The 23,957-nt window shown below is 70.4% G+C and carries 22 protein-coding genes; 13 read left to right on the plus strand and 9 right to left on the minus strand.

What is annotated here, in order from left to right; translation table 11 throughout:
- Positions 1-16: 16 nt before the first annotated feature.
- Positions 17-214 carry a DUF397 domain-containing protein gene (locus Vgi01_RS14495; protein WP_013734809.1) on the minus strand — a complete coding sequence of 66 codons (198 nt, stop codon included), beginning with the start codon at positions 212-214 and terminating at the stop codon, positions 17-19.
- Positions 207-1,106 carry a helix-turn-helix domain-containing protein gene (locus tag Vgi01_RS14500; RefSeq protein ID WP_232510834.1) on the minus strand — a complete coding sequence of 300 codons (900 nt, stop codon included), beginning with the start codon at positions 1,104-1,106 and terminating at the stop codon, positions 207-209. Before Vgi01_RS14500 ends, Vgi01_RS14495 begins: the two co-directional genes overlap by 8 nt.
- Positions 1,107-1,740: 634 nt before the next feature.
- Here Vgi01_RS14500 and Vgi01_RS14505 point away from each other — a divergent pair.
- The 6 genes from Vgi01_RS14505 to Vgi01_RS14530 all read left to right on the plus strand — a co-directional run bounded on the left by Vgi01_RS14505 (position 1,741) and on the right by Vgi01_RS14530 (position 6,211).
- Positions 1,741-2,007, plus strand: a complete 267-nt coding sequence (locus tag Vgi01_RS14505) for a hypothetical protein (RefSeq protein WP_204291347.1) — start codon at positions 1,741-1,743, stop codon at positions 2,005-2,007.
- On the plus strand, positions 2,004-2,231 hold the full coding sequence (locus Vgi01_RS14510; protein WP_204291348.1) for a hypothetical protein: 228 nt from the start codon (positions 2,004-2,006) through the stop codon (positions 2,229-2,231). Before Vgi01_RS14505 ends, Vgi01_RS14510 begins: the two co-directional genes overlap by 4 nt.
- A complete protein-coding gene (locus Vgi01_RS14515; protein ID WP_204291349.1) occupies positions 2,228-2,962 on the plus strand; it encodes a GOLPH3/VPS74 family protein in 735 nt (244 codons plus the stop codon). The genes Vgi01_RS14510 and Vgi01_RS14515 overlap by 4 nt, the downstream gene beginning before the upstream one ends.
- A 38-nt stretch (positions 2,963-3,000) precedes the next feature.
- Positions 3,001-4,494 (plus strand): APC family permease, encoded by a 1,494-nt coding sequence (locus tag Vgi01_RS14520; protein WP_204291350.1) that lies wholly within the window; start codon positions 3,001-3,003, stop codon positions 4,492-4,494.
- 13 nt (positions 4,495-4,507) lie between these two features.
- A complete protein-coding gene (locus Vgi01_RS14525; protein ID WP_204291351.1) occupies positions 4,508-5,164 on the plus strand; it encodes a GNAT family N-acetyltransferase in 657 nt (218 codons plus the stop codon).
- Between the two features lie 78 nt (positions 5,165-5,242).
- Positions 5,243-6,211 carry an endonuclease/exonuclease/phosphatase family protein gene (locus tag Vgi01_RS14530; protein ID WP_204291352.1) on the plus strand — a complete coding sequence of 323 codons (969 nt, stop codon included), beginning with the start codon at positions 5,243-5,245 and terminating at the stop codon, positions 6,209-6,211.
- 70 nt (positions 6,212-6,281) lie between these two features.
- On the opposite strand, the gene Vgi01_RS14535 is transcribed toward Vgi01_RS14530, so the two are convergent.
- Positions 6,282-6,851: a TetR/AcrR family transcriptional regulator gene (locus tag Vgi01_RS14535; protein ID WP_204291353.1), complete on the minus strand. Its 570-nt coding sequence runs from the start codon at positions 6,849-6,851 to the stop codon at positions 6,282-6,284.
- A 93-nt stretch (positions 6,852-6,944) separates the two neighbouring features.
- Between Vgi01_RS14535 and Vgi01_RS14540 the strand changes: the two genes are divergently transcribed.
- Positions 6,945-7,895: an NmrA family NAD(P)-binding protein gene (locus tag Vgi01_RS14540; protein WP_204291354.1), complete on the plus strand. Its 951-nt coding sequence runs from the start codon at positions 6,945-6,947 to the stop codon at positions 7,893-7,895.
- An 89-nt stretch (positions 7,896-7,984) separates the two neighbouring features.
- On the opposite strand, the gene Vgi01_RS14545 is transcribed toward Vgi01_RS14540, so the two are convergent.
- Together Vgi01_RS14545 and Vgi01_RS14550 are read right to left on the minus strand one after the other, a co-directional pair.
- A complete protein-coding gene (locus Vgi01_RS14545) occupies positions 7,985-8,572 on the minus strand; it encodes a DUF1707 SHOCT-like domain-containing protein (protein WP_204291355.1) in 588 nt (195 codons plus the stop codon).
- 115 nt (positions 8,573-8,687) lie between these two features.
- Complete coding sequence (locus Vgi01_RS14550) at positions 8,688-10,016, minus strand: glycosyltransferase family 4 protein (RefSeq protein WP_204291356.1); 1,329 nt, start codon at positions 10,014-10,016, stop codon at positions 8,688-8,690.
- A gap of 368 nt (positions 10,017-10,384) precedes the next feature.
- Here Vgi01_RS14550 and Vgi01_RS14555 point away from each other — a divergent pair, with 368 nt between their 5' ends.
- Positions 10,385-12,304 carry a Xaa-Pro dipeptidyl-peptidase gene (locus tag Vgi01_RS14555; protein WP_204291357.1) on the plus strand — a complete coding sequence of 640 codons (1,920 nt, stop codon included), beginning with the start codon at positions 10,385-10,387 and terminating at the stop codon, positions 12,302-12,304.
- Positions 12,305-12,376: 72 nt separating this feature from the next.
- On the opposite strand, the gene Vgi01_RS14560 is transcribed toward Vgi01_RS14555, so the two are convergent.
- Positions 12,377-14,311, minus strand: coding sequence for an amylo-alpha-1,6-glucosidase (locus Vgi01_RS14560; protein WP_204291358.1), 1,935 nt, complete (start codon positions 14,309-14,311; stop codon positions 12,377-12,379).
- A 42-nt stretch (positions 14,312-14,353) separates the two neighbouring features.
- Between Vgi01_RS14560 and Vgi01_RS14565 the strand changes: the two genes are divergently transcribed.
- From Vgi01_RS14565 to Vgi01_RS14575, 3 genes are all read left to right on the plus strand, one after another.
- Entirely contained in the window at positions 14,354-17,053 is a 2,700-nt protein-coding gene (locus Vgi01_RS14565; protein WP_204291359.1) for an MGH1-like glycoside hydrolase domain-containing protein, read from the plus strand.
- A gap of 460 nt (positions 17,054-17,513) precedes the next feature.
- The gene (locus Vgi01_RS14570; RefSeq protein WP_239088970.1) at positions 17,514-18,086 is read left to right on the plus strand and encodes a TetR/AcrR family transcriptional regulator; all 573 of its coding nucleotides are present in this window, start codon (positions 17,514-17,516) and stop codon (positions 18,084-18,086) included.
- 236 nt (positions 18,087-18,322) lie between these two features.
- Positions 18,323-19,018, plus strand: coding sequence for an HAD family hydrolase (locus Vgi01_RS14575; RefSeq protein ID WP_204291387.1), 696 nt, complete (start codon positions 18,323-18,325; stop codon positions 19,016-19,018).
- Between the two features lie 673 nt (positions 19,019-19,691).
- Here the strand turns inward: Vgi01_RS14575 and Vgi01_RS14580 are convergent.
- The 3 genes from Vgi01_RS14580 to Vgi01_RS14590 all read right to left on the minus strand — a co-directional run bounded on the left by Vgi01_RS14580 (position 19,692) and on the right by Vgi01_RS14590 (position 21,392).
- Complete coding sequence (locus Vgi01_RS14580) at positions 19,692-19,961, minus strand: hypothetical protein (protein WP_013734790.1); 270 nt, start codon at positions 19,959-19,961, stop codon at positions 19,692-19,694.
- 47 nt (positions 19,962-20,008) lie between these two features.
- Positions 20,009-20,440, minus strand: coding sequence for a RusA family crossover junction endodeoxyribonuclease (locus tag Vgi01_RS14585; protein ID WP_102657505.1), 432 nt, complete (start codon positions 20,438-20,440; stop codon positions 20,009-20,011).
- A 373-nt stretch (positions 20,441-20,813) separates the two neighbouring features.
- Complete coding sequence (locus Vgi01_RS14590) at positions 20,814-21,392, minus strand: DsbA family protein (RefSeq protein ID WP_013734788.1); 579 nt, start codon at positions 21,390-21,392, stop codon at positions 20,814-20,816.
- Between the two features lie 248 nt (positions 21,393-21,640).
- Here Vgi01_RS14590 and Vgi01_RS14595 point away from each other — a divergent pair, with 248 nt between their 5' ends.
- A complete protein-coding gene (locus tag Vgi01_RS14595; protein ID WP_204291360.1) occupies positions 21,641-22,927 on the plus strand; it encodes an ABC transporter substrate-binding protein in 1,287 nt (428 codons plus the stop codon).
- A gap of 28 nt (positions 22,928-22,955) precedes the next feature.
- Positions 22,956-23,957, plus strand: a complete 1,002-nt coding sequence (locus Vgi01_RS14600) for a carbohydrate ABC transporter permease (RefSeq protein ID WP_239088971.1) — start codon at positions 22,956-22,958, stop codon at positions 23,955-23,957.

Here is a 23,957-nt window from a genome sequence, read left to right on the forward strand (position 1 = left end):
GGGTGGGGTTGCGGGTCTAGAGGGTGGGGGTGCGCAGGCTGGTGGTGAAGGTGGTCCAGGAGGTGGGGGAGAAGGTCAGTACGGGGCCGTTGGGGTCCTTGCTGTCGCGGACGCCCACGCCGCCACCGGGCAGCGCGTCGGCGACTTCGACGCAGTCGCCCTGGTTGCCGCTGCGGCTGCTCTTGCGCCACCGGACAGTCGTCGTGTCAGCCACGGGTAAATGCCTCCATTGTTGCGGTTATCAACGTCCTCGACGACTCCTCGTCGAGTGCTCGTGAGGTCACGTCGTCCCACGCGAGTTTGTACGCCGCGACCTCGGTTGCCTTGTCGAGGTAGAGCGCACCGGTGAGGCTGTCGACGTAGACCAGCGGGGGTTCGAGCGGCTCCGAGGTGCCCGGCATGGGCGGGAACTCCAGGATGGTGAACGCGGACGTCATCCCGCCGTGCACGCCGGCCTCGAACGGAAGGATCCGCAGCCGCACGCTGGGCGAACGGGTGACATCGAGCAGGTGCTGGAGTTGGGCGGCCATGACCTGCGGGCCACCGACGGCTCGTCGGATGACCGCTTCACTCAGCACGACCGAAAGGTGCGGCGGTCGAGGACTCGCCAGCAGGCGTTGACGCTCCATCCGGAAGTCCACTTGCCGCTCCACCTCCTCGGCATCAATCAGGCCGTGCGGTACGCCCGTGACCTCCCTGGCGTATTCGCGGGTCTGGAGGAGTCCGGGCACGGCCTCCGGCTCGTACTTCTGGATGCACTCGGCACTGCTTTCCAGCCTGACGAACAGACCGAACCAGCTCGGCAGGCGGGTGTTGGTGTAGTCGTGCCACCAGGCGCTCGCGCCCTTGGTGCGGGTTTCGCCACCGAGGGCGAGTAGTTCGGCGCGGTCTTCGGCGCTGGCCTCGTACAGCTCGCACATCGCCTTGATCTCGATGTCGCGGAACTTGATGCGGGGGTCGCCGGCTTCGATCCGGTGGATGGTTGCGGGGCTGCGCTGGAGAAGGATGGCGGCCCTCTCCTGACTCATCCCTGTCTCTTTGCGGAGGGCTGCCATCTTGCGGCCGATCCTCCGCCTCAACAGGGCCGATCCGTCCGTGTCGGACACGGAGCCTCCTATCACCACTTTGCCAAACAGCAGCATACAAACGATGGGCCACTTGATCACGTTCTACGCATTGCTGCCCTGACCAGGGCTAACGTCCTGTGACTGCGCTAATGTGCAACCCCTTTCATGATTTCAATCGACGTGCTGCATTGCATTCTGCCCTATTGCAGCCAGACGATGACTCTCAGCAGGTTGTCGGGCATTCCCGGCGACAGCGAATCCTCGCTTGTAGACGGCCAACTGCTGTCCGTTGAGGACTAATCCGCCCCGCCGTGTCGCCCACAGGTGCCACGAGCCGGGTGCGGAGCCCGCGATCGTGCCCCGCTCGGGCGGTATCGCACCCCCAGTCGGGGTGCGCGGTCGGTGTCAGGGAAGGCCCGGCCGCGCATCTCTCGCAGAAGGGTGATGGCAGTGCGCATCAAGTGGTTCGTACCGGCCAACGCCGACCACCCGTTCCCCCCGTTCGGCCTCCACCCCACCCGCCGCGTCTCGGCTTCCACCCGCCCGAGTGATCAAGAGGTTTTGGTTGCCGAGGGGCACCCCCGAAGGCCAAAACCTCTTGATCAACCCCGAAACGGCGGGGGCGGCGACCAGGGCAGGCAATCCGACCAGAGCGGACGGCAGGAGGTGGAGCATGGGGCGGGCGGTGCCTGAGGTCGCGGCGGGGACGCTGCTGCGGCTCGATCCGGGTGACTGGTCGTACGGCCGCGACCTGATCCCCGGCACCGCCGTGGCCGTGACCGTCGCATGCGTTCGTGACCTGCCGAATCGGGCGGACGAGTGGGTGTGGGTGCTCGGTCACCGGCCGGAGTGCGACTACCCGCACGTCGACCGGCATCCGCCCTGCATGGAGGTGCGGGTCAAGGTCACCGCGCTGCATGACCAAAGGCCGGCGAGGTGACCGGCACCGACGAGAGCGACCGGGATGTGGATCGCTTCGAGTCCGCGCGCAACACCGTGCTCCAGCACCGCGACGGGCGCACCTGCTTCCACTGTCAGGGCGACGGGTGCGGGCAGCACACCTGGGCGATCGAGGAACTCGGTCGCCATCCCGGCGGCCGAAAGCTCCTTCGGCAGCTCGGGTTTCCCATCGACGATTCGACCGAGGAAGGCCAGCCGCGGTGAACAGCACACCCCACGGCGACGACCATGCCCCACACCTGCGCGAGCACCCGACGCCGGCCCGGCCGGTGCGCGCCGTCGGCAGTGCCGCGATGCCGAGCACCGTACGTCTCGCCGACGAGTTCTTCTACCTGGCGCACGACGACCAGACCGGCCGGTCGCGGCTGTTCGAGTCGGCGACAGCGTACGGTCTCGCCGCCGCGCTGCTGGCCGAGCTGTACGGCGAGGGCCGGGTCACCTTCGAGGGCCGCCGCCTGCGGGTGATCAACACTGTCCCGCCGAAGGACTGGCTGCAACACCTCGTCCTCGACCGCCTGGTCGCGGAGCCGCGTCACACCGAGACCCGTACCTGGTTGGCGTACTTCGCCACCGCCGCCTACCACCAGGTGGCCACCCGGATGTGGCAGCTCGGGCTGCTCCGCCAGCAGCAGGTCGGTCGGCTGTGGCGACAGCGCACCGTCTACGTGCCGGCGGACATGAACACGGCCGCCTGGTCGTGGGCCCGACTGTCCTTTCAGCTGCGCAACCACCAACGCCTCAACGCCTTCGACGTTGCCCTCGCCGGTCTGGCGATGCACACCCAGCTCGATCCGATCCTGCTCGACGGCACACCCGTCGCCGTGCGTGCGTTCCTGCGCCAGCAGGTCGAACAGGCCCCGCCACCGCTGCGGGACCTGCTCGCCGACCTCGGTGCCGTCGTCGGCAGCGCCGTACTGAGCCACCGCACCACCTGACCGTCCTGCATTCATCCCTTCTCGTCGAGAGAGAACCCATGTCCCACTCGAAACCCGACACCGTCTCCGCCGTCCTCGCGCGCGGACGGCTCGGTATCCCGTCGGTGGTGTTCTTCGTGATCGCCGCCGCCGCACCACTCACCGTTGTCGCAGGCGGCGCGACCACCGGGTACGCCGTCACCGGAGTCACCGGCATCCCGGTGTCCTATCTGCTGGTGGCGGCCGTGCTCGCGTTGTTCGCGGTCGGCTACGTGGCGATGTCCCGCCGGATCGTCAACGCGGGCGCCTTCTACACCTACGTCACCCGGGGGCTCGGTCGCCCGGCCGGCGTCGGCGCTGCCATGGTCGCGCTGCTCGCCTACAACGCCATGCAGATCGGGCTCTACGGTGGGGCCGGTGCGGTCACCGCCCAGTTCCTCAACGACCGGTACGGCGTCGGCCTGACCTGGTGGAGCTGCGCCCTCGCGGTGTGGGCGGTCGTCGCGGTGCTCGGCGTCGCCCGGATCGACCTCAACGGCCGGGTCCTCGCCGTCGTCCTGGTCGCCGAATGCGTCGTCGCCCTGACCTTCGACGCCATCATGGTCACCCACCCGGCCGACGGGACGGTCAGCTTCGACACCCTCGCCCCCTCGCACGTCTTCGCCGCCGGCATCGGCGCGGCGCTGGTCACCGCGATCACCGGGTTCGTCGGTTTCGAGGGCACCGTCGTGTTCAGCGAGGAGACGAAAGACCCACGGCGCACCATCGCCCGCGCCACCTACATCGCGGTCGCCGTCACCGGCCTGCTGTACGGGCTCTCCGCCTGGGCGATGTCGGTGGCCACCGGCCCGGACCGCATCGTGGCGGCGGCCCGCGCCGACGGCACCGACCTGATCTTCAATCTGGTGTCGCCGTACCTGGCCGACAGCATCGTCACCGTCGCCCGGGTCCTGTTCATCACGTCGCTGTTCGCCGCGCTGCTCAGCTTCCACCACACCGTGGCCCGGTACCTGTTCGCGCTCGGCCGGGAACGGGTGCTGCCCGCCGTGTTCGGTCGCACCAGCCGGCGTACCGGTGCCCCGAAGGTCGGTTCCCTCGTCCAGAGTGGGCTCGCCTTCGCCGTGCTGGTCGGCTACGCCGTGGCCGGGGCCGATCCGATCGTGCACCTGTTCTTCTGGGTCACCGTCACCGGTGGGCTCGGGGTGCTGATCCTGATGACGGTCACCTCCGCCGCCGTGATCGGCTTCTTCGCCCGCAGCACGCACACCGAAGGACCATGGCGCTCACTTATCGCACCGGGCCTGGCCACTGTCGCGCTGGGCGGGATCCTCACCGTGACGCTGCGGGAGTTCGCCACGCTGCTCGGCGTCGCGCCGGACTCGCCGCTGCGCTGGACGTTCCCCGCCGCGTACGCCGCCGTCGCGCTGCTCGGCATCGCATGGGCGCTGGTCCTGCGCACCACAAACCCCGACGTGTACGCCGCAGTCGGCCTGGGCGCGGACCGTGACACCGGCCCCCGGCTCGCCCCCGACACCGTCCGCCAACCCGCCTGACCAGGGAGCTGCCGTGACCGTCAGCAATCACGATCTGCTCGTCCGCCCCGCCACCGCCGCCGACGCCGGGCCGCTGATCGGCGTCCTCGCCGAGGCGTTCCACGAAGGCCCGCTCGCCGACTGGCTCATTCCCGACCCGGCCGACCGGCGGACCGTCTACTACAGGTACTTCAAGGACGCCGTGTATCACGGGCTGGAGCACGGGCAGGTCTACACCACAGGCGACCAGACGGCCGTCGCGATCTGGTACCCCCGCCTCGAACCCGCCCCGGTCGACACCCGCAGCCGGCTGGCCACGTTGGAACACATCGCAGGCCCGTACGCCCCGAAGTTCGTGCTGCTGGAAGAGATGTTCGACGCCTTCCACCCCGACGACCCGCACCACTACCTCGCCTACCTGGCCGTCGACCCGACCCGGCAGAACCAGGGCATCGGTGCCGCGCTCCTCGCCGACCAGCACCGTCGACTCGACCAGCTCGGCCTGCCGGCGTACCTGGAAGCCAGCAACATGCGCAACCGGCGGCTCTACCTCCGCCTCGGCTACCACGCCGGCCCCACCATCGTGCTTCCCACGGACGGGCCCGTCATCTGGCGGATGTGGCGCGGCGCCCCCACCAGCGTGGGCCGGAGCCCGTTCCCGCGCACCCGGCCTCACCGGCGTTCCCTGTGACCGACGCCGACGGCAACGTCCTGCTCGTCGGCTGCACTCCACGGCATACCGACCACTGACATCCGCGAGGTCACCCGAATGCGTTTCGTCACCTACAACCTGCTCGACCTGACCCTGACCGCCGACAACCTCCGGGAGGCCAACCGGCAGCGGCGGGTCATCGACACCATCCGCAGCCTCGAACCGGATGTCATCGCCGTCCAGGAACTCAGGAGCCCACCCGCCAGCGCCGCCCGCCTCGCCGCCGAGTTGGCTGAGCGCACCGGCCTGACCAGCACCGTCGCCACCAACGGGAGCGCCCGCGCGATCCACGCCGTCGCGGTCGGCGACCACACCGTGCACACGGCGCTGCTCTGGCGGCCCGGCCTCACGCCGCTACCGCACACCTTCCGGACCTACAGCCCCGCCGTCCACTACGACGGCGGGTGGCGCGGCATCGGCTACGGCTCCATGGTCCGGCTCGCCTTCCAGATCGACGGCCAGCCGATCACGTTCGCCTCCTACCACGCCCCCGCCTACGGCCGGCACCGCCGCATCGACCAGGCCGAAGCGGTCCTCGCCGCCCTCACCCGCCCGCACGAACTGGCCCTGATCGGCTCCGACTTCAACTCGATCGGTGCTGCCCGCGCCAACGGCGCCGACTACGACCCCGACCCCTACACCGGCCGACCCTGGTGGCCCGACCTCGTCCACCAGTGCCACGAACCGACCCATCCCAGCCAACGGCACCGCGCCGACCGTCGACCCGCGCAGGCCTGGGAAGCCGGCGGTCTCCACGACGTCGCCGCCGCCACCCGCAGCCCGTGGAAGGCCACCACCGGGCACTGGCCCACCTGCCCCTACGGCGTTCGGGGCATCGCCCGGCGCGTCGACACCATCCACGCCACCCAGCCGGTTCTCCGGGCGGTCAAGTCGTTCACGGTCGTCGACAACCCCACCACCCGCGCCGCCAGCGACCATCTACCCGTCACCGTCGACCTCGACCTCCGCAAGCTTGCCGTCAACGCGGGTGAGCCCGCACGGCAGGTCGGCCAGCGTGGCAGGTGATCAGGCACCGGACAGTGTCGGGAAACGGTCGCAGTCGGAACCGATCAGCGGACGGTGTGCCGGCGCGACGTCATCGCGCCGGGCTGATGCCGGTGATGGCCAGGTCGAGCAGGCGGGCGGCTGCGGCGGCGGGGTCGGGGTGGTGGGTGGTGGCCAGTGCGATGCCGGTGATCAGCGTGAGCAGGTCGTCGATCGTCACGCCCGGGGCGAGGGCACCGTCGGCGGAGGCGCGCCGTACCAGTGGCTCGCCTGCGGCGGTGAGTTGTGCACAGGCGCAGTAGACGTGGGTGTCGTCGGGGCCGGCCACCCGGTCGCGATTCAGTGCCTCGGCCAACCCGCTGATGGTGGTGGCAGAGGCGATGACGGCCTTGAGCCATTCCAGCAGCGCGGCGCGTGGGTCGGCGCGGTCGGTCCGGTCTGCGGCGTGCGTCGCGAGGGCCTCGACGCGCTCGCGGAAGACCGCCGCCAGCAGTGCGTGGCGGCTCGGGAAGTGCCGCCGTACGGTGCCGGAGCCCACGCCGGCGACGCGGGCGATCTGCTCCAGGGACGCGTCAGCGCCGTGTGCGGCAACCTCCTGCACCGCGACGGCGAGCAGGCGGGCGTAGTTGCGCCGCGCGTCGGCGCGCTGCGCAGCGGTCATGGTCTCTCACCTCGGAGGTTGCTAAGTGGCGGGGCCCGCCGTATCTTACCGAAGTAGAAACGGCGGGCCACGCCGTTTAGTGAGAGGGGCCTCATGTCCAACGAACCCGCACCCGTTCTGGTCGTCGGCGCCACCGGGCGACAGGGCGGTGCGACCGTCCGCGCGTTGCGCACAGCGGGCGTACCCGTCCGGGCGCTGGTCCGTGACCCGGAGACCGACCGGGCGCGCGACGTCGCCGCGCTCGGCGCGGATCTGCGGACCGGTGACCTCAACGACCGTGACTCCCTGACGGCGGCCGCGACGGGTGCCCGCGCGGTCTTCTCGGTCCAGATGCCCCAGATGAAGGGGGAGTCGCTGGACTTCGACGGCGAGGTGACCCAGGCCGTCAACCTGATCGAGGCGGCACGTGCCGCAGGTGTGCCACAGTTCGTGCACACGTCGGTCTCCGGTGCCGGGCAGCACGTCGAGGCCCCCGGCTGGGGTGAAGGTCGGTGGGAGGGCCTGCGGCCCTACTACGACGCCAAGACCGCTATCCAGGATCGGGTACGCACGGCCGGCTTCACGCACTGGACGCTGATCAAGCCGGGGTGGTTCATGGAGAACTTCCTGCCCTCGATGGCCTATCTGCTTCCCCGCGGCGTCGAGGGTGGGCTGGTGACCGTGCTGCGGCCCGAGACCCGGTTGTCCCTGGTCGCGGTCGACGACATCGGTCGGGCGGCCGCGGCGGCTGTCGCGGCACCGGCGCGCTTCCACCAGGTCGAGCTGGAGTTGGCAAGCGACTACCGGACGATGGCCGAGATCGCCGACATCATGTCGCGCGCCCTCGGCGTGCCGCTGACCGCGCCGAGGATGACCGACGAGGAGGCGTTGGCGGCCGGTATGCCGGCCTTCGGCGCGGTTTCGCACCGCTTCGTGGAGGTGGCCGGGCAGCCTGCCCGGCCGGAGTTCGCCCGGGACCTCGGCATCCCGCTCACCTCCTTCGAACAGTGGGCCGCGCAGTACCTGTCCCGCGATGCCGTCGCGCCGGCCGGCGCAGCCGGTTGACGCGATGATCAACTCCGTTTCGCCGAAACGGCGGGTTCCCACCGCGTCGAACCCCGCCGTTTCGGCGAAACGGCGGCGGGGCCGTCAGATCACCACCAGCGCTTGCGGGGCGGGCGGACGGTCACGTCACCGAAGACGACGCGGCAGCGCACCTCGACGACCGGACCGCCGGGGGTGACCGGGCCGCTCATCTTGGACTTCTTGTCGCCGAAGACCGCGGAGCCGGTGAGCCGGACCTCGGTGCCCTCCGGTACCACGATGGTGATGCTGCCGAAGATCACGTTCGCGTCGACGGTGGTCACCTGCCGGGGCAACTGGGCCTCGTGCAACTCGATCCGGCAGTCGCCGAAGACGGCCCGTGCCTCGATGTGTTCCGGCACCGGCCAGGCGCCCTTGCGTACGTCGCTGCCGAAGACCGCCAGCAGCTTCTCCGACGCCGGCGCGAGTTGTCCGCCCGACCGGGCGGGGGAGCGGCCGGGCGCTCCCGGCAGATCCGTGGTGAGCCGGGCCAGCTCACCCCGGGTCTGTGCGGCGTGGGCCGCACCGACCCGCTCGGTGTATTCGTCAAGGGTGAGCCGGCCCTCGGTGGTGGCCTTGCCGAGCAGTTCCACGACCTCCTCGCGCTCCCGGTCGGAGACGCGCAGCCGGTCATCGTCGTTGTGCCGTTCCCACTCCACGAGGCGAGCCTACTGGTGCCCCGCACCCGCCTCACCAGCCGCTGCTGGCGGCGGCGGGCACGGAGTCAGCAGGTGCCGGCGGGCACGGAGTCAGCAGGCGTCGGTGGGCACGGTGTCAGCAGGCGGCGGTGCCGACGAGCAGGTTGCCGTGCGGGATGGTGATCGGTCGGCGGGGGGCCGGCAGGCCGACGGCGGGACGACGGGCCTGCGCCGGAGCGTGTTCGCGGCGGGCGACGGCGTAGGCGTGGGCGGTGCGGGCGGCGATGGTGGCCCAGCCGTACCGCCGGCCGACCATGCTGCGGGCCTGCCGGGCGACCCGGCGGGCGAACACCTCGTCGCCGATGAGCTGGCCGACCGCGCCGGCCAGCGCCGGTGGGTCGCTGTGCGGGAAGGTCACCCCGGTGACGCCGGGCTCGACGATCTCGGCCAGCCCGCCGGTACGGGCCACGGCCAGGGGGGCGCCGGCCGCCGCCGCCTCCAGGGCCACCATCCCGAACGGCTCGTAGAGACTCGGTACGACCGTCGCGTCGGTGGCGCCGAGGACCGCCGGCAGCTGGGTGTTGTCGAGAAAACCGGCGAAGCGTACGGTCCCGCCGAGCCCGAGTTGCCGGGTCCGCTCCTCCAACTCACCCCGGTACGGCCCGTCCCCGGCGATCAACACCCGCAGCCCCGGATGCCGGTCCCGCAGCTGTGGCACGGCGTCCACCAGGTGCTGCACGCCCTTCTCGTAGACCAGCCGGCCGGCGTACCCGATCAACGGGCCGTCGCCGGCGAAGCGGGCGCGGGCCGAGGCGACCGCGCGGGGGCGGGCCCGCCAGGCGCGGTCGTCGACGCCGTTGGGCACCACCGCCACCTTCTCCTCCGGCACCTCGAACAGGGTGGTGACCTGGTCGCGCATGTAGCCGGAGCAGGCGATCAGGCGGGTGGAGGCGTTGCTGAGCCAGTGCTCGACGCCGTGGATGGTGCGGTTCATCTCCTCGGGCAGCCAACCCTGGTGCCGGCCGGCCTCGGTGGCGTGCATCGTGGTCACCAGCGGCAGGTGCAGGTGCTCGGCAAGCGTGATGGCGGTGTGCGCGACAAGCCAGTCATGGGCGTGGATGACGTCGAACTCGGCCGTGTCGGTGGCGTGCAGCGCGGCCCGGGTCAGCGTGTGGTTGAACGCCATCGTCCAGGCCAGCAGCGATCCGGTGGCCAGCGGGAAGGTGACCGGATCCTCGGCGGCCCGCAGGATGCGTACGCCGTCGCGGCGTTCGGACAGCGGTGCCCCGTCGGCGTGGCGGGTGACGACGGTGACCTCGTGGCCGGCGGCGGCCAACGCCACCGACAGGGCGTGCACGTGCCGACCGAGGCCGCCGACGAGGACCGGCGGATACTCCCAGGACAACATCAGCACCCGCTGCGGGCGTACGGGGTTGATGTCGATCACGTCGGCGTTCGTTGACATACGCGCCCCCTTTGAGTTGTCTGCGCGCAGCCTCGTTCCGCCCCCCCGGCGGGCGGTGCGTCGCTGGCGCGGCCGGACCACGACCCATCCTGCTGGCAGCCAGATAACCAGCGGAGACATCCCGGTTGCGGGGCTGTAAAGCCGGTCGGTACTCCTGATCACATCGTCAGGAACGGGTGGGATGCGACATTGCGACCAGCTCTGCGACAGCTGTAGAAGTGAGCGGCCCGCACCTCCCACAACTGTCTGATGACCTGCCACGGCCCGGTTCGTAGGTTCTATTCGGACACAGCACCGAGGGGCTCGTGGTCCGTGCGTCAGGACCGGCGTGCGGCGGTCAGCACCCGGTGCCTGGAAGGAGAAACACGATGCGAACCACGAGGCGATGGTGGGGCACGGCGGTGGCCGTCACGGTGGCCGCGGCCATGCTGCCCGTGACCCCCGCGACGGCGCGGCCCCCGAAGGCTCCTGCGGGACTGGTCATCGCGGACGGCGTCACCCAGCCGGCCTTCGGCTACGCCGACGCGATCCGTGAACGGATCTTCGTCACCTCCGACGTCGACAGCGACGCCGACGGCGCGCTCGACGTCGTGGCGATGGACATCATCCGCCCGAAGGCCAGCGACGCCGGTCTGCGGGTGCCGGTGATCATGGACGCCAGCCCCTACTACTCGACCCAGTGCCGGGGCAACGACAGCGAGTGCAAGGTCGACCTGGACGGCGACGGCCTGCTCGACCGGTGGCCGCTGTTCTACGACAACTACTTCGTGCCGCGTGGCTACGCGGTCGTGCTGCTCGACATGATCGGCACCAACAACTCCACCGGCTGCCCGACCAGCGGTGGTCGCCCGGACAACGTCAGCGCGCCGGTTGCCATCGACTGGCTCAACGGTCGCCGTAAGGGTGTCGACGCCGACGGCAACGAGGTCGTCGCCAAGTGGCACAACGGCAAGACCGGCATGATCGGCAAGTCGTACGACGGCACCCTGGCCAACGCGGCTGCCGCCAGCGGCGTCAAGGGCCTGACCACCATCGTGCCGATCTCGGCCATCGCCAGCTGGTACGACTACTCGCGCAGCAACGGCCTGGTGACCCGGGCCAACAACTACTCGGGCAGCCTGTCCAACACCGTCACCAACCCGAGCCGCCGGGCCTACTGCGCCCCGGTGCGCACCCAGCTCGGCCAGGACGGCGACGACGTCACCGGCGACTACAACGCCTACTGGGCGGAGCGGGACTACCTGCCGGACGCCAAGAAGGTGAAGGCCAGCGTCCTGCTGGTGCACGGCATCAACGACGACAACGTGCGGGCCGACCACTTCAGCAAGTGGTGGTACGAGCTGGCCAAGCACAAGGTCCAGCGCAAGCTGTGGCTGACCGGCACCGGGCACATCGACCCGTTCGACTTCCGTCGCACGGAGTGGGTGAACACCCTGCACCGCTGGTTCGACTTCTGGCTCCACGGCATCAAGAACGGCATCATGCACGAGCCGATGGTCGACCTCGAGCGGCTGCCGGACGTCTGGGAGACCCACGCCGACTGGCCGATCCCCGGCTCGAAGCCGACCGAGATCTGGCTGCGGCCCGGCACCGACGGTGCCCCCGGTGACCTGTCGGTGAAGTCGACCCCCGGCGGCAAGAAGCAGACGGCGACCTTCACCGACACCCCGACGATGAGCCAGGCCAACGCGATCCGGCACCCGTCGGACCCGGCGGCCAACAAGGACAACCGGCTGGTGTTCCTGTCCGAGCCGCTGAAGGCGCCGCTGCACATCTCCGGCACCCCGATCGTGAAGATCAAGGCCTCGGTCAACGGTGAGGACACCAACTTCGCCGGTCTGCTCGTCGACTACGGCACCCGGGAGCGGTTCAGCACCTCCGGTGACGGCATCCGGACGCTGACCACCGAGGACTGCTGGGGCGAGTCGGCCACCTTCGGTGGGTACAACGAGGAGGCCTGCTACCGGCAGGTCGTCAAGAACGTGGCGAGCAACCCGCAGGAGCTGGTCACCAAGGGCGTCATCGACGGCCTCAACCTCAAGTCGCTGTACACCTCGACCCTGCTGGTGCCCGGCAAGAAGAACGCCGTCGACATTCCGCTGCAGCCCGAGGACTACGTCTTCGAGGCCGGCCACCAGATCGGTGTGGTCCTGCTCGGCTCGTACTCCGGCTACAGCAGCCGGGCCAAGCAGACCCGCGCCGAGATCACGGTGCACTTCGACAGCACCCGGATCACCCTGCCGATCGTCGGTGGCCGCAAGGCCGCTGAGGCAGCGGGTCTGAACTGATCGGTTGGTGGGGCGCCCGGGGGGCGTCCCACCAACGCCGCGCTCAGTAGCGCGAGGGCCCGTCGGTGCGTGTCACCGGCGGGCCCGCAGCATTTCCGCCACCGACCAGGCCTGGAAGGGGCAGCCGGTGGCGGTGTGCGGGGCCGAGCCGTCGGCGGTCTCGCTCACCGAGCCGAGACCGTACTCGCTCAGATGCGCCTCCAGACCGACGAACAGCTCGCCGACCGGCAGCCCGGCCCGGCGGGCAGCGTCGGCGTACGGGCCGATCAGCCATGGCCAGACGGTGCCCTGGTGGTAGGCGCCGTCCCGCTCGGCTGGCCCACCCCGGTGCCCGCCGAGGTAACCGGGGCACTCGGGGGAGAGGCTGCGCAGGCCGAGCGGAGTGAGCAGCGCGGCACCGACCAGGCCGACCGCCCGCGGGTCCGGCGCAAGCGGCGCGTTCGGCAACGACCAGGCCAACAGCTGGTTCGGCCGCAACAGGTCGTCGTCGTGAAAGGCCGCACCACCCAACGGGTACGCGGGCGCAGGCGCGTCGAGCACGTCGTGCAGCCAACCCGCCGGGGCGGGAAAGCGCTGACGGAACGCCTTGACCGCCTGCTCGTGCAGCCGGTGCAGCCCGTCGGCGTCCTGCCCGGCCAACTCGGCCAGCTCGGCGACCCCGGCCACCCCGTTGATCCAGAGTGCGTTGACCTCGACCGGCTTGCCGTGACGCGGGGTGACCGGCACCCCGTACACCCGGGCGTCCATCCAGGTCAGCGCGGCCCCCGGGGTACCCGAGGTGAGCAGCCCGTCGGCCGGGTCGACGGCGATGCCGTACCGGGTGCCGGCCAGGTGGGCGTCGACGACGCCGCGCAACGCCGGCAGCAGCTCGTCACCGAGGTCGGTGTCGCCGGTGACTGTCACGTGCCGGCTGACCGCGTGCAGGAACCACAGGGTTCCGTCGACGGTGTTGTACTCGACCCGACCGGTGTCGGCGGTGTTGGCGAGCATCCCCTCCGACAGCGTCGCCGCGTACGAGCGCAGCAGCTCCCGGCCGAGATCCGCGCGACCGGTGCACAGGAACAGGCCCTCGTAGGAGATCATCGTGTCCCGCGACCAGGCGCCGAACCACGGGTAGCCGGCGACCACGTCCACCGCGGCGTCGTTGGTGCGTACGACGAACGCGTCGGCGGCCAACGCCAGGGTGGCCTCGACGTCGTCGGCGGGCTTGGCCGACGCCACCACCTCCCGATTACGCCGCCGTGCCGCCGCCACCACCTCGGTGGCCGGCGGAGGTGCCGGGGCGGGATCGTGGGCCCAGGCCAGCACCGACACCGTGTCACCCGGCTGGCGCAGCGTGTCGCGGAACTGACCCGCGTACCACAGGTCCTCCTCCGGATGCAGGCCGCGCGCCGCCTCCTCCCGGTGGTAGGCGCCGCGCCACCAGTGGCCCTGCGGCGTCCAGCCCGGCCCGGACAGCCGGTACGCCCCCTCGATCACCGCGCCACCGTCGACCGGATCCATCCGCAGCGGCGGACCGTCGGCCCGACGCTCGCCGTGCGCGTCGCGCCAGGTGCAGGCGGCGGCCAACTCCAACTCGACGGGCCCGCCGCTGATCAGCCGGTGCACCACCGCCACGCAGGAGCGACCCGGCAGCATGGCCAGCTCCCGTTCGATCACCACGTCACCGACCCGCCACCGCCAGCGGGGCAGCCCGTCGGTCAGGTCGAACCGTTCCAGCAACTCGAACCCACGCGGGTCGACGTCGCCGGAGGCCCACTCGTGCGCGCCGAGGCGCACCCGGGCGCCCGAGGGCAGCAGCACCGCCGGATCGAGACTGGCCAGTCCCACCTTGCGGGAAGCCGGGGTTTCTCCGGGAACCACCAGCAGCCCGTGATACCGGCGGGTACGCAGCCCGGCGACGGTGCCCATGGCGTACCCGCCGAGACCGTCGGGCACCAGCCACTCCCGGCTGGCAGCGCTGGTCAGCTCCCCGCAGACCTGCGAACCGAAGCGAATCTCGATCAACTTTCCTCCACCGGCGGCGATGTGTAACACGGCACGACGACAATGGTCGCTGTGGTGAAGTACCCCAGCGGCATCGAAGATGTAAAGGTGATCACTGACGGTTCGCCCTCCGCCCCGGACGCCGAACGCCTCCGGCTCGCCCAGGCCGACGCCGGCGAGCAGGACTGGCGCGCATGGGGCCCCTATCTGTCCGAGCGGGCGTGGGGCACGGTACGGGAGGACTACAGCGAGCACGGCACAGCCTGGGACTACTTCCCCCACGACCACGCGCGGTCCCGAGCCTACCGCTGGTCCGAGGACGGCATGGCGGGCGTGTGTGACGACCGGCAGACGTTCTGCTTCGCCCTCGCGCTGTGGAACGGACGCGATCCGATCATCAAGGAACGGATGTTCGGCCTCGGCGGCGACGGCGGCAACCACGGCGAGGACGTCAAGGAATACTGGTGGTACGAGGACTCCACGCCCACCCACTCGTGGATGCGCTGGCGCTACCACTACCCGCAGGCCGCCTTCCCGTACGACGAACTCGTCGCGGTCAACGGGCTGCGCGGCCGCGACGACACCGAGTACGAGCTGGTCGACACCGGCATCTTCGACGACGACCGGTACTGGGCGGTGACCGTCGACTACGCCAAGGCCAGCCCGACGGATCTGTGCATCGTGGTGACCGTGGCCAACCGGGGCGAGCAGGCCGACCGGCTGCACGTACTGCCGCACCTGTGGTTCCGCAACACCTGGGGCTGGGGGCTGCCCGGCACCGACGACCGGGTGCCCCGGCTCGTCGGGCAGGGCAGTCGGCTGATCGGCGACCACTGGGTGCTCGGGCAGATCGTGCTCGAAGGCGACGGTGAGCCGACGCCGCTGCTGTGCGACAACGACAGCAACGCCGAACGGCTCTGGGGGCTGCCCAGCCGCACCCCGTACCCGAAGGACGGCATCAACGACCACGTGGTCACCGGAGCCGACACGGTGAACCCGGAACTGACCGGCACCAAGGGGGCGCTGCACTACGTCCTGGACGTGCCGGCCGGCGCACAACGGCAGATCCGGCTGCGGCTGACCCGTACCGCCCCACCGCCCGGCGACGGCGACCCGCCGCCGGCCGACCTGGGCGACGGGTTCGACGCCGTCATCTGGGCCCGCCGCGCCGAGGCGAACCGCTTCTTCGCCGGGATCATCCCGGAGCAGGCCAGCGCCGACGAGGCGTCGATCGCCCGGCAGGCCATCGCCGGGCTGATGTGGGGCAAGCAGTTCTACCACTTCGACGTCAAACGCTGGTTGGAAGGCGACCCGGGTTCGACACCGCCGGCCGGACGCCGGCACGGGCGCAACAGCGCCTGGTGGCACATGACCAGCTTCGACGTCATCTCCATGCCGGACCCGTGGGAATATCCCTGGTACGCCGCCTGGGACCTGGCCTTCCACTGCGTGACGATCGCCCGGGTCGACCCCGGCTTCGCCAAGGAGCAACTGCTGCTCCTGCTGCGCGAGTGGTACCTGCACCCCAACGGCCAGATCCCGGCGTACGAGTGGGCCTTCGGTGACGTCAACCCGCCGGTGCACGCCTGGGCGGCGTTGAAGGTCTTCGAGATCGACGGCAGCCGGGACCACGACTTCCTGGCCCGGATGATGCACAAGCTGCTGATGAACTTCACCTGGTGGGTCAACCGCAAGGACACCGGTGGCAACAACGTCTTCGAAGGCGGCTTCCTCGGGCTGGACAACGTCGGCCCGTTCGACCGGTCGGCAGCACTGCCGGTGGCCGGGGTGCTGGAGCAGTCCGACGGCACCGGCTGGATGGCGATGTACGCGCTCAACCTGCTCGACATCGCCATCGTGCTTGCCGAACACGACCGCACCTGGGTGGACACCGCGACGAAGTTCTTCGAACACTTCGCGTACATCGCCGCCGCCGCGTACGACCAGGGCTTGTGGGACGACGAGGACGCGTTCTTCTACGACGTGCTGCGGCTGGCCGACGGCACGAAGGTCCCGCTGAAGGTGCGCTCGGTCGTCGGGCTGCTGCCACTGGCCGCGGTGACCCGACTACCCGCGCGCACCCTGCACCGCCTGCCCGAGCTGGGCGCGCGGCTGCGCTGGTTCCTCACCAACCGCCCCGAGTACGCCTCGGTGATCGGTGCCCGCCGCATCGGCCCGGACGGCCGCCAGCAGCGACTACTGTCCATGTGCGGCCCGGAACAGATCGTCCGGCTGCTCGCCCGGATGCTGGACACCGACGAGTTCCTCTCCGAGTACGGCCTGCGTACCCTCTCCCGCGCCCACCTGGACAAGCCGTTCACGGTCACCCTCGGCGGCCAGGAGTTCTCCGTCGGCTACGAGCCGGCCGAGTCGACGAGCGGCCTGTTCGGCGGCAACTCCAACTGGCGCGGCCCGATCTGGATGCCGACGAACTTCCTGCTGATCAGCGCGTTGCGCGACCACGCGGCGTTCTTCGGCGACGACCTCCAGGTCGAGTACCCGACCCGATCCGGCGTGAAGCGGACCCTCGACGAGATCGCCGACGACCTCTCCGCCCGGCTGATCGCCCTGTTCACCCGCGACGGCTGGGGCCGCCGGCCGATCTACGGCGCGGCGCAACTGTTCCAGACCCACCCGGACTGGCGGGACCTGATCGCCTTCCCCGAATATTTCCACGGCGACAACGGCGCGGGCCTCGGCGCCTGGCACCAGACCGGCTGGACCGCCCTGGTCGCCGACCTCATCCTCACCCTCCGCCGATAGCCCCGGGGCCGCCCCGGCGCCTGCGCCCGCCCGGGCCCGCCTTCGTCGGGGCTTGCGCCTGTCCGGGCCTGCGCCTGTCCGGGCTTGCGCCTGTCCGGGCTTGCGCCTGTCCGGGCTTGCGTCTGTCCGGGCTTGCGTCTGTCCGGGCTTGCGTCTGTCCGGGCTTGCGTCTGTCCGGGCCTGCGCCTGCCCGGGCCTGCGACGGCCCTGGCCTGTGTCTGTCCGGGCTTGCCTCCGTCCGGGCCTGCGCCTGCGCGGCCTGCCTGGTCCTGCGCCAGCTCTGGCCTGGGGTGGGCTGCTCCGGTGGTGATCGACTCCGTTACGCCGTAGTGGCGGTGTCCCGGCGGGATCAACCCCGCCACTACGGCGTAACGGAGTCGATCACTCACCTGTCATCGCGGAGAGTCGCCAATCCGTCGCGAAGAGTTGTGGGGAGGGGGCCGCCACTAGGCTCGGCGGGGTGTCCGGAGCTGAGCACGGAGACGTGAAACGCGGTGGCGACGCGATCGTCACCACCGCCTGGCAGTTGGCCGAAGCCGAGGGCTGGGCGGCGGTGACAGCCCGCCGACTGGCGGAACGCGCCGCTGTCGATCTCGGCGAACTCTACGAACGCTTCGCCGATCGCGACGCGGTGGTAGCTGCGGTCGCGGTACGCGGCTTCGCCGACCTGGCCGCCGCGCTGGCCGCCGCACGTACGACCGCCGACACCCCGACCCACGGCTGGCCGGCAGTGGTGGCGGCCTACCTGGATTTCGCGTACGCCAACCCCGAGGTGTACGACGCCATGTTCGCCCACACCCCCGACCTGACCCTCGGCGCGGAACAGACCCCCGAGACGGTCACGGCGACCTTCGGCGAACTGCGCGCAGCCCTGGCCCCCCTGGCCGCCGGCCGCGACGAGGACACCCTGTCCGAACTCGGTTGGAGCCTCCTGCACGGCATGGTCATGCTCACCCGGGGCGGCCGCCTCCGCCCCGAAGCCCAGGACCACCGCGAAACCCTCCTGACCCACCACCTCTTCCCCCCTCCCTAACTCCCACCCAACCCCCGCACCGCCCCTGCCCGCACACCCTGCCCCGCGATCTTGCACTTTTGGTCGCACGTATGCCCCGTTTGGGTGGCTTTGTGGAGGCAGGAAGTGCAAGATCGCTGGGGGCTGGGGTTGGGACATCGGCGCCTCGTCGGGCGGTGGGGTTGGGTCGTGGGGTGGTTATCGGGTCGTGGGGAGCGGGGTGGGCCTTCTAGAGTCGCGGCGTGATTGCTGACGGGGTGGGGATCGAGCCGGGTCGGGTCCTTGTGTTCGACGCCGATGACACGCTGTGGGAGAACAACGTCGTCTTCGAGCGGGTCATCGATGACTTTCTGGCCTGGCTGGACCATCCGACGCTGGACCGGGTGCAGCTCCGGGCCGTACTCGACGACATCGAGCGGGCCAACACGGTCGCTCACGGGTACGGCAGCAAGGTTTTTCTGCGGAGTCTGCGGGACTGCCTGGAGCGGCTACGACAGCGACCGGCCACCGAGGCGGAACGGCGCGACATCGACGAGTTGGCCATGGCGCTGGTGAACCACCAGGTCGAGTTGATGCCGGGGGTGGCCGCCGCGCTGGACGAGTTGGCCGGCCGGCACGAGTTGCTGCTGCTCACCAAGGGAGAACCCGAGGAGCAGCAGCGTAAGTTGGACGCCTGCGGACTGTTGCACCATTTTCAAGCCGCGCACATCGTGGCGGAGAAGAACGTCGAGACCTACCGCTGGTTGGTCCGGGAACATGCGGTCGACCCGGCTCGGGCCTGGATGATCGGCAATTCGCCGCGGTCGGACGTCCTGCCGGCTCGTGCCGCCGGGTGGGGTGCCGTGTTCATTCCGAACGCCAACACCTGGGTGTTGGAGCACGACGAACTGGACCCGGCGGACGAGGGCGTGCTGCACCTCAGTGCCTTCCCCGAGCTGCTGCAGCACTTCTGACCGACCGGTTCACCGTGGTCGAGCTGCACGCCCGGCCGCGCGTCCGGGGTCCGATCTTGATCAGCGCCAATGGGTGATCGGGTGTTACAGCAACCTGCCACTTTTTCGCGTTGCTGGTAATCATCCGGGCTGGGGAGCACGCATTGTCGTGGCGCCGCCTAGCCTCGCCTTCGGCGCCGCGACTCGCCGGGGTGTGTCGCGGCGTCAAGGTTCGGTGTGGGGCACCGTGGAGCTGAGTGCGGGCGGGCCAGCCACCGTGCTGGGTTGGTCGATACGCCAGGTCGGCGCCAGGCCTGGCCCGCTGCCACGCCGAACCAGGGGTCAGGGCCGGGACGTGCGGGACCGGTCCTGACCCGAGAACATCATCACCGGACGGTGGGCGCGGCCCGGGTGCACCGCCGCCGGAACAGGTCATCGCGCACACCAACCTGTGCTGGGCGCACCAGTTCGCGCCGGGTCGCACCGCCGGTACTGTTGCCACGGCAGATGTCACCTTCGCCAAGGAATCCTGACCTGGGCAGCCCAACGCACCCGCGCCGGCCCTCGGGTGTCGGTCGGGCTGTAGGTCCACGGTGACGAGGGGCGAGAACGTCCCGCGCCGGCCCGTACCGTGGCCGAGCCGGCAGGTTACGTCGAGCGCGGCGTCCGCCGGGCAGTGGCCGGGCGCGCTTTCTCAGGGGGCTTCGCCTCGGACGATGGCGACCGCGACCCGGCAGAACTCGTCCATGTCGGGTTCGAAACCGGCGGCGATGTCGGGGTGCAGGCCGGACCGGGTCTCGTCCAGGAGTCGTTGGCACACCTGCTCGACCGGCTCGCCGGCGTAGTCGCTGCGGACCCGGACGGCGGCTGCCTGAAGCGCCGAGGTCAGCTGCTCCTCCAGTGGCCCGCGCAGCTTCTCCTGCACCGGGTCACGGGGTTCGAGCGTGACATGTGGCTCCGACATCGGCGCTCCCTTCATCGGCGGCTGCGGTACCCCACCGCGGCCGTCGGTCAAACCGCCTCTGGTACGGCCGCGACCCGAACCTGGTACGAGAATTCCTCGGCCGGTTCCTCGGCGTACGACAGCCGGCGGATCTGCTTGTCGTCGCCGTAGACGGCGACATCGACCAGGACACCGAGATGGGCCAGCCCGATGTTGGCGACCCGCTTCTTGTCCTGCAACACCGCGCACACCCCGCCCAGCAGAGTGCTCGCGTCGGAGGTGCGATGTCCGGGCGGGCAGCGCAGGGTCACGTCCACCTCGATCGGCCCGGACAAGGGGGTCCAGCCGGTGTGCTGTGCCGCCTCGCAGGCAGCTTGCAGCAGCGCGCGTACTCTCGTCGCCTGCCGGTGTCCGGCGGCGAAGATGGACAACGCCTCGGTCTTGACCGGTGGCAGGCCGCTCACCTCGAACGTCAGGGCGAGAGTGCGGGTGTCCTGCACCACGACGGCACCTCCTCATTGGAGATGATCCTGCCCAACCGGTGCAGCGGTGGCGTGCTGTTCCGGGAGAACCAACCGATCGGGCGGATCGGGGGTCGGCCGGTGGCGTATCGACGGCGACGGCGTACGCGCTGACGGCGATGCGCGTTCAACGCTAGTGCACCCGACGGCCGCCCCGGTAGCACCCCGCACCACTGCACCCCGACCCCACACAAACGGCCACTCCACCCAACCCACCAGACGAACCACCATCCCCCACTCGCCCACTCACCCCACCCACCCGCGACCCGGAGACAACTTCGGGGAAGATGTCGCCTTCTCGCACGGCGAGGCGACATCTTCCCCGAAGTTGCTGGGCGATCTCCCGAAGGGGTCAGCGGCGGGCGCGTTTGATTTCGTGGAAGGCCGGCATGCGGAGCAGGGGGAGCAGGTTGTCCCAGAGGGTCAGGGCGTCGTCGGTGGCGGGGACCTCGGTCAGGATCGGTCCGTGGATGCCCCGGTCGGCGTCGGGCACCATGAGCACGGGCGAGCCGATGTCGGGTCCGGCGGAGCCGTACGCCAAGGCGTGTGAGGCGTGCACGGCCTCGTCCCAGCGCTCGTCGTCGAGGGCGGCTGCCATGTCGTCGAGCCCGGCCGCCTCGACAGCCGCGTCGACGATCTTCCCGCTCGGCGGGTTGCCGGCGTCGTGGGTGCGGGCACCCAGCTCGGCGTAGAACCGGCCGGCGTCGGCGTGGCGGCCCTCGGCGCGCAGCGCCTCGACCAGGCGCAGCGCCCGGGTGGAGGCGGCTACCGCGTCGGCGTACTCCGGTGGGATGTTTCCGCCGTTGAGGATGCTGAGGCTGAACGCCCGCCACTCGATGCTCAAGCCGCGAGCTTCGGCGACGGCGACCAGCCAGCGGGAGGTCCGCCAGGTCCACGGGCATGCAGGGTCGAAGAAGAAGGTGGCATCCACCGCCCGAGGGTAGCGCCGACCGCGCGTCCCCACCGAGGTGTGTGATCTGGGCCACCGGTGTGCCTGCCCGGCGCGTGTCACCTGGGTCAGGTTTCGCGACTTCGCAGGTCGGGCAGTGTTGTCGCCACGAAACGTGGGGCCGGAGAACCAGCAGGTCACGGGCCTTGATCGTCTCGCCGTGCGCCGGGGCACGGGTGCCTTCCCCCGGCTGTTGGCCGACCTAGGAGGAGGGGGAGGGGGATGCCGACATGAGTGACCCAGACCAGGGTGAGCGCCGGCGCCGACCCCGGGTACGCGTGGCGGCGGCGGCCGCAGCGCTGACGTTGGTGGCACCGATGGCAGCCTGTGCCTCCGGCGACGACACCGGTGTGCCCGTGATCAACCTGTACTACCCGCCGGAGCAGAACCTTCAGCAGGTGGTCGACCGGTGCAACACCGAAGCCGCCGGCCGCTACCGGATCGTCAACCGGGTGCTGCCGCGGGAGGCCGACGAGCAGCGGGTGCAGCTGGTCCGGCGGCTCGCCGCCGCCGACGACGGCATGGACGTGCTCGGCCTCGACGTCACCTGGACGCAGGAGTTCGCCAGCGCGAAGTGGATCCTGGAGTGGACCGGATCCGACCTCGCCGAGGTGGAGGAGGGCACCCTCGAAGGCCCGTTGGAGACCGCCCGGTACGAGGACAAGCTCTACGGGGCGCCGAAGAACACGAACGTCCAGCTGCTGTGGTACCGCAAGGACCTGGTGCCGGAGCCACCGACCAGCTGGGACGAGATGATCTCGACGGCGCAGGGGCTCAAGGAGCAGGGCAAGCCGCATCAGGTGCTCACCATGGGCGCGCAGTACGAGGGCCTGGTGGTGCTCTACAACACCCTGGTGGCCAGTGCCGGCGGCAAGCTGCTCAACGACGACGGCACCGAGGCAGTGGTCGACGACGGCGCGGTACGGGCGCTGGAGGTGCTGCGCGGCTTCGCCACGTCGGGCGTGGCGTCGCCGTCGTTCAGCAACGCCACCGAGGACCCGGTACGGCTGGAGTTCCAGTCCGGCTCCGGCGCGTTCCAGGTGAACTGGCCGTTCGTCTACCCGGCGATGCAGGAGGCCAACCCGCAGCTCGCCGAGCAGGTCGGCTGGGCCCGGGTGCCGGGCGTCGACGGGAACACCCCGAGCCGGGTGACCATCGGCGGGGTCAACCTCGCGGTCAGCCGGTACTCCACGCATCCCGCGGAGTCCTTCGAGGCGGCCAAGTGCCTGCGCAACGCGGAGAACCAGAAGTTCTCCGCGATCAACGACGGGGTGCCGCCGACCATCGAGAGCGTCTACGACGACCCGGAGATGGACGAGGCGTACCCGATGAAGGAGACCATCCTCGAACAGCTGCGGGAGCCCGCCGTACGGCCGCTGACCCCGGCGTACCAGAGCATCTCCACCGTGACCTCGGCGATCCTGTCGCCGCCGGCGGCGATCGACCCGCAGAAGACCGCCGACGAGCTGCGCGAGGCGATCGCCGACGCCCTGGAGTCGAAGGGGGTCCTGCCATGAGCCAGCGACACCACACGGGGGTGAGAGCATGAGTGTCAACGCCACCCCGGCGGGCGCGGACGTGGCCGCCGACGGGACCGACACCGGCAGCACCGGTCGGCACGCGGCCGTGCCCGCGCAGCGCAACAATCGACGGCGCAAGCCGCCGCTGAGTGAGAACAAGCGGGCCGAGCGCCGGCTGGGTCTGCTGCTGTGCGCCCCGGCCGCGCTTGTCATGCTCGCGGTGACCGCCTACCCGATCCTCTACTCGGTGTGGCTGTCGTTGCAGCGCTACGACCTGCGGTTCCCCGCCGAGCGGGAGTTCGTCGGTCTGCAGAACTATGTCACCGTGCTGACAAACGAGTTCTGGTGGACCGCGTTCGGGGTGACCATGCTGATCACGGTGGTCACCGTGGCCGTGGAACTGGTCCTCGGCATGGGCCTTGCGCTGATCATGCACCGTACGCTCGTCGGCCGCGGCATCGTCCGGACCTCGGCGCTGATCCCGTACGGCATCGTCACGGTCGTCGCCGCGTTCTCCTGGCGGTATGCGTGGACGCCCGGCACCGGCTACCTGGCCAACCTCTTCTCCGACGGCGCGCCGCTGACCGAGCGGGCCAGCGCGCTGGCGATCATCATGCTGGCGGAGATCTGGAAGACCACGCCGTTCATGGCGTTGCTGCTGATGGCGGGCCTGGCCCTGGTGCCGGAGGATCTGCTCAAGGCGGCCTCCACCGACGGCGCCACCGCCTGGCAGCGGTTCACCAAGGTGATGTTGCCGGTGATGAAGCCGGCCATCCTGGTCGCGCTGCTGTTCCGCACCCTTGACGCGTTCCGGGTCTTCGACAACATCTACGTGCTGACCTCCGGGGCCAACGAGACCTCGTCGGTGTCGATGATCGCCTACAACAACCTGATCCGGGGCCTCAACCTCGGCATCGGCTCGACCATGTCGGTGCTGATCTTCATCACCGTGGCGATCATCGCGTTCGTCTTCGTGAAGCTGTTCGGTACCGCTGCCCCCGGCAGCGACGACGGGGAGAGGCGTTGA

This window comes from Micromonospora gifhornensis (genome assembly GCF_016863515.1).
GTDB classification, from domain to species: Bacteria; Actinomycetota; Actinomycetes; order Mycobacteriales; family Micromonosporaceae; genus Micromonospora; species Micromonospora gifhornensis.

Coding starts and splice junctions, on each gene's coding strand:
- Vgi01_RS14505 (WP_204291347.1), top strand. CDS start 1,741: ATGGGGCGGGCGGTGCCTGAGGTCGCGGCGGGGACGCTGCTGCGGCTC.
- Vgi01_RS14520 (WP_204291350.1), top strand. CDS start 3,001: ATGTCCCACTCGAAACCCGACACCGTCTCCGCCGTCCTCGCGCGCGGA.
- Vgi01_RS14530 (WP_204291352.1), top strand. CDS start 5,243: ATGCGTTTCGTCACCTACAACCTGCTCGACCTGACCCTGACCGCCGAC.
- Vgi01_RS14535 (WP_204291353.1), bottom strand. CDS start 6,851: ATGACCGCTGCGCAGCGCGCCGACGCGCGGCGCAACTACGCCCGCCTG.
- Vgi01_RS14540 (WP_204291354.1), top strand. CDS start 6,945: ATGTCCAACGAACCCGCACCCGTTCTGGTCGTCGGCGCCACCGGGCGA.
- Vgi01_RS14550 (WP_204291356.1), bottom strand. CDS start 10,016: ATGTCAACGAACGCCGACGTGATCGACATCAACCCCGTACGCCCGCAG.
- Vgi01_RS14555 (WP_204291357.1), top strand. CDS start 10,385: ATGCGAACCACGAGGCGATGGTGGGGCACGGCGGTGGCCGTCACGGTG.
- Vgi01_RS14565 (WP_204291359.1), top strand. CDS start 14,354: ATGGTCGCTGTGGTGAAGTACCCCAGCGGCATCGAAGATGTAAAGGTG.
- Vgi01_RS14580 (WP_013734790.1), bottom strand. CDS start 19,961: ATGTCGGAGCCACATGTCACGCTCGAACCCCGTGACCCGGTGCAGGAG.
- Vgi01_RS14595 (WP_204291360.1), top strand. CDS start 21,641: ATGAGTGACCCAGACCAGGGTGAGCGCCGGCGCCGACCCCGGGTACGC.
- Vgi01_RS14600 (WP_239088971.1), top strand. CDS start 22,956: ATGAGTGTCAACGCCACCCCGGCGGGCGCGGACGTGGCCGCCGACGGG.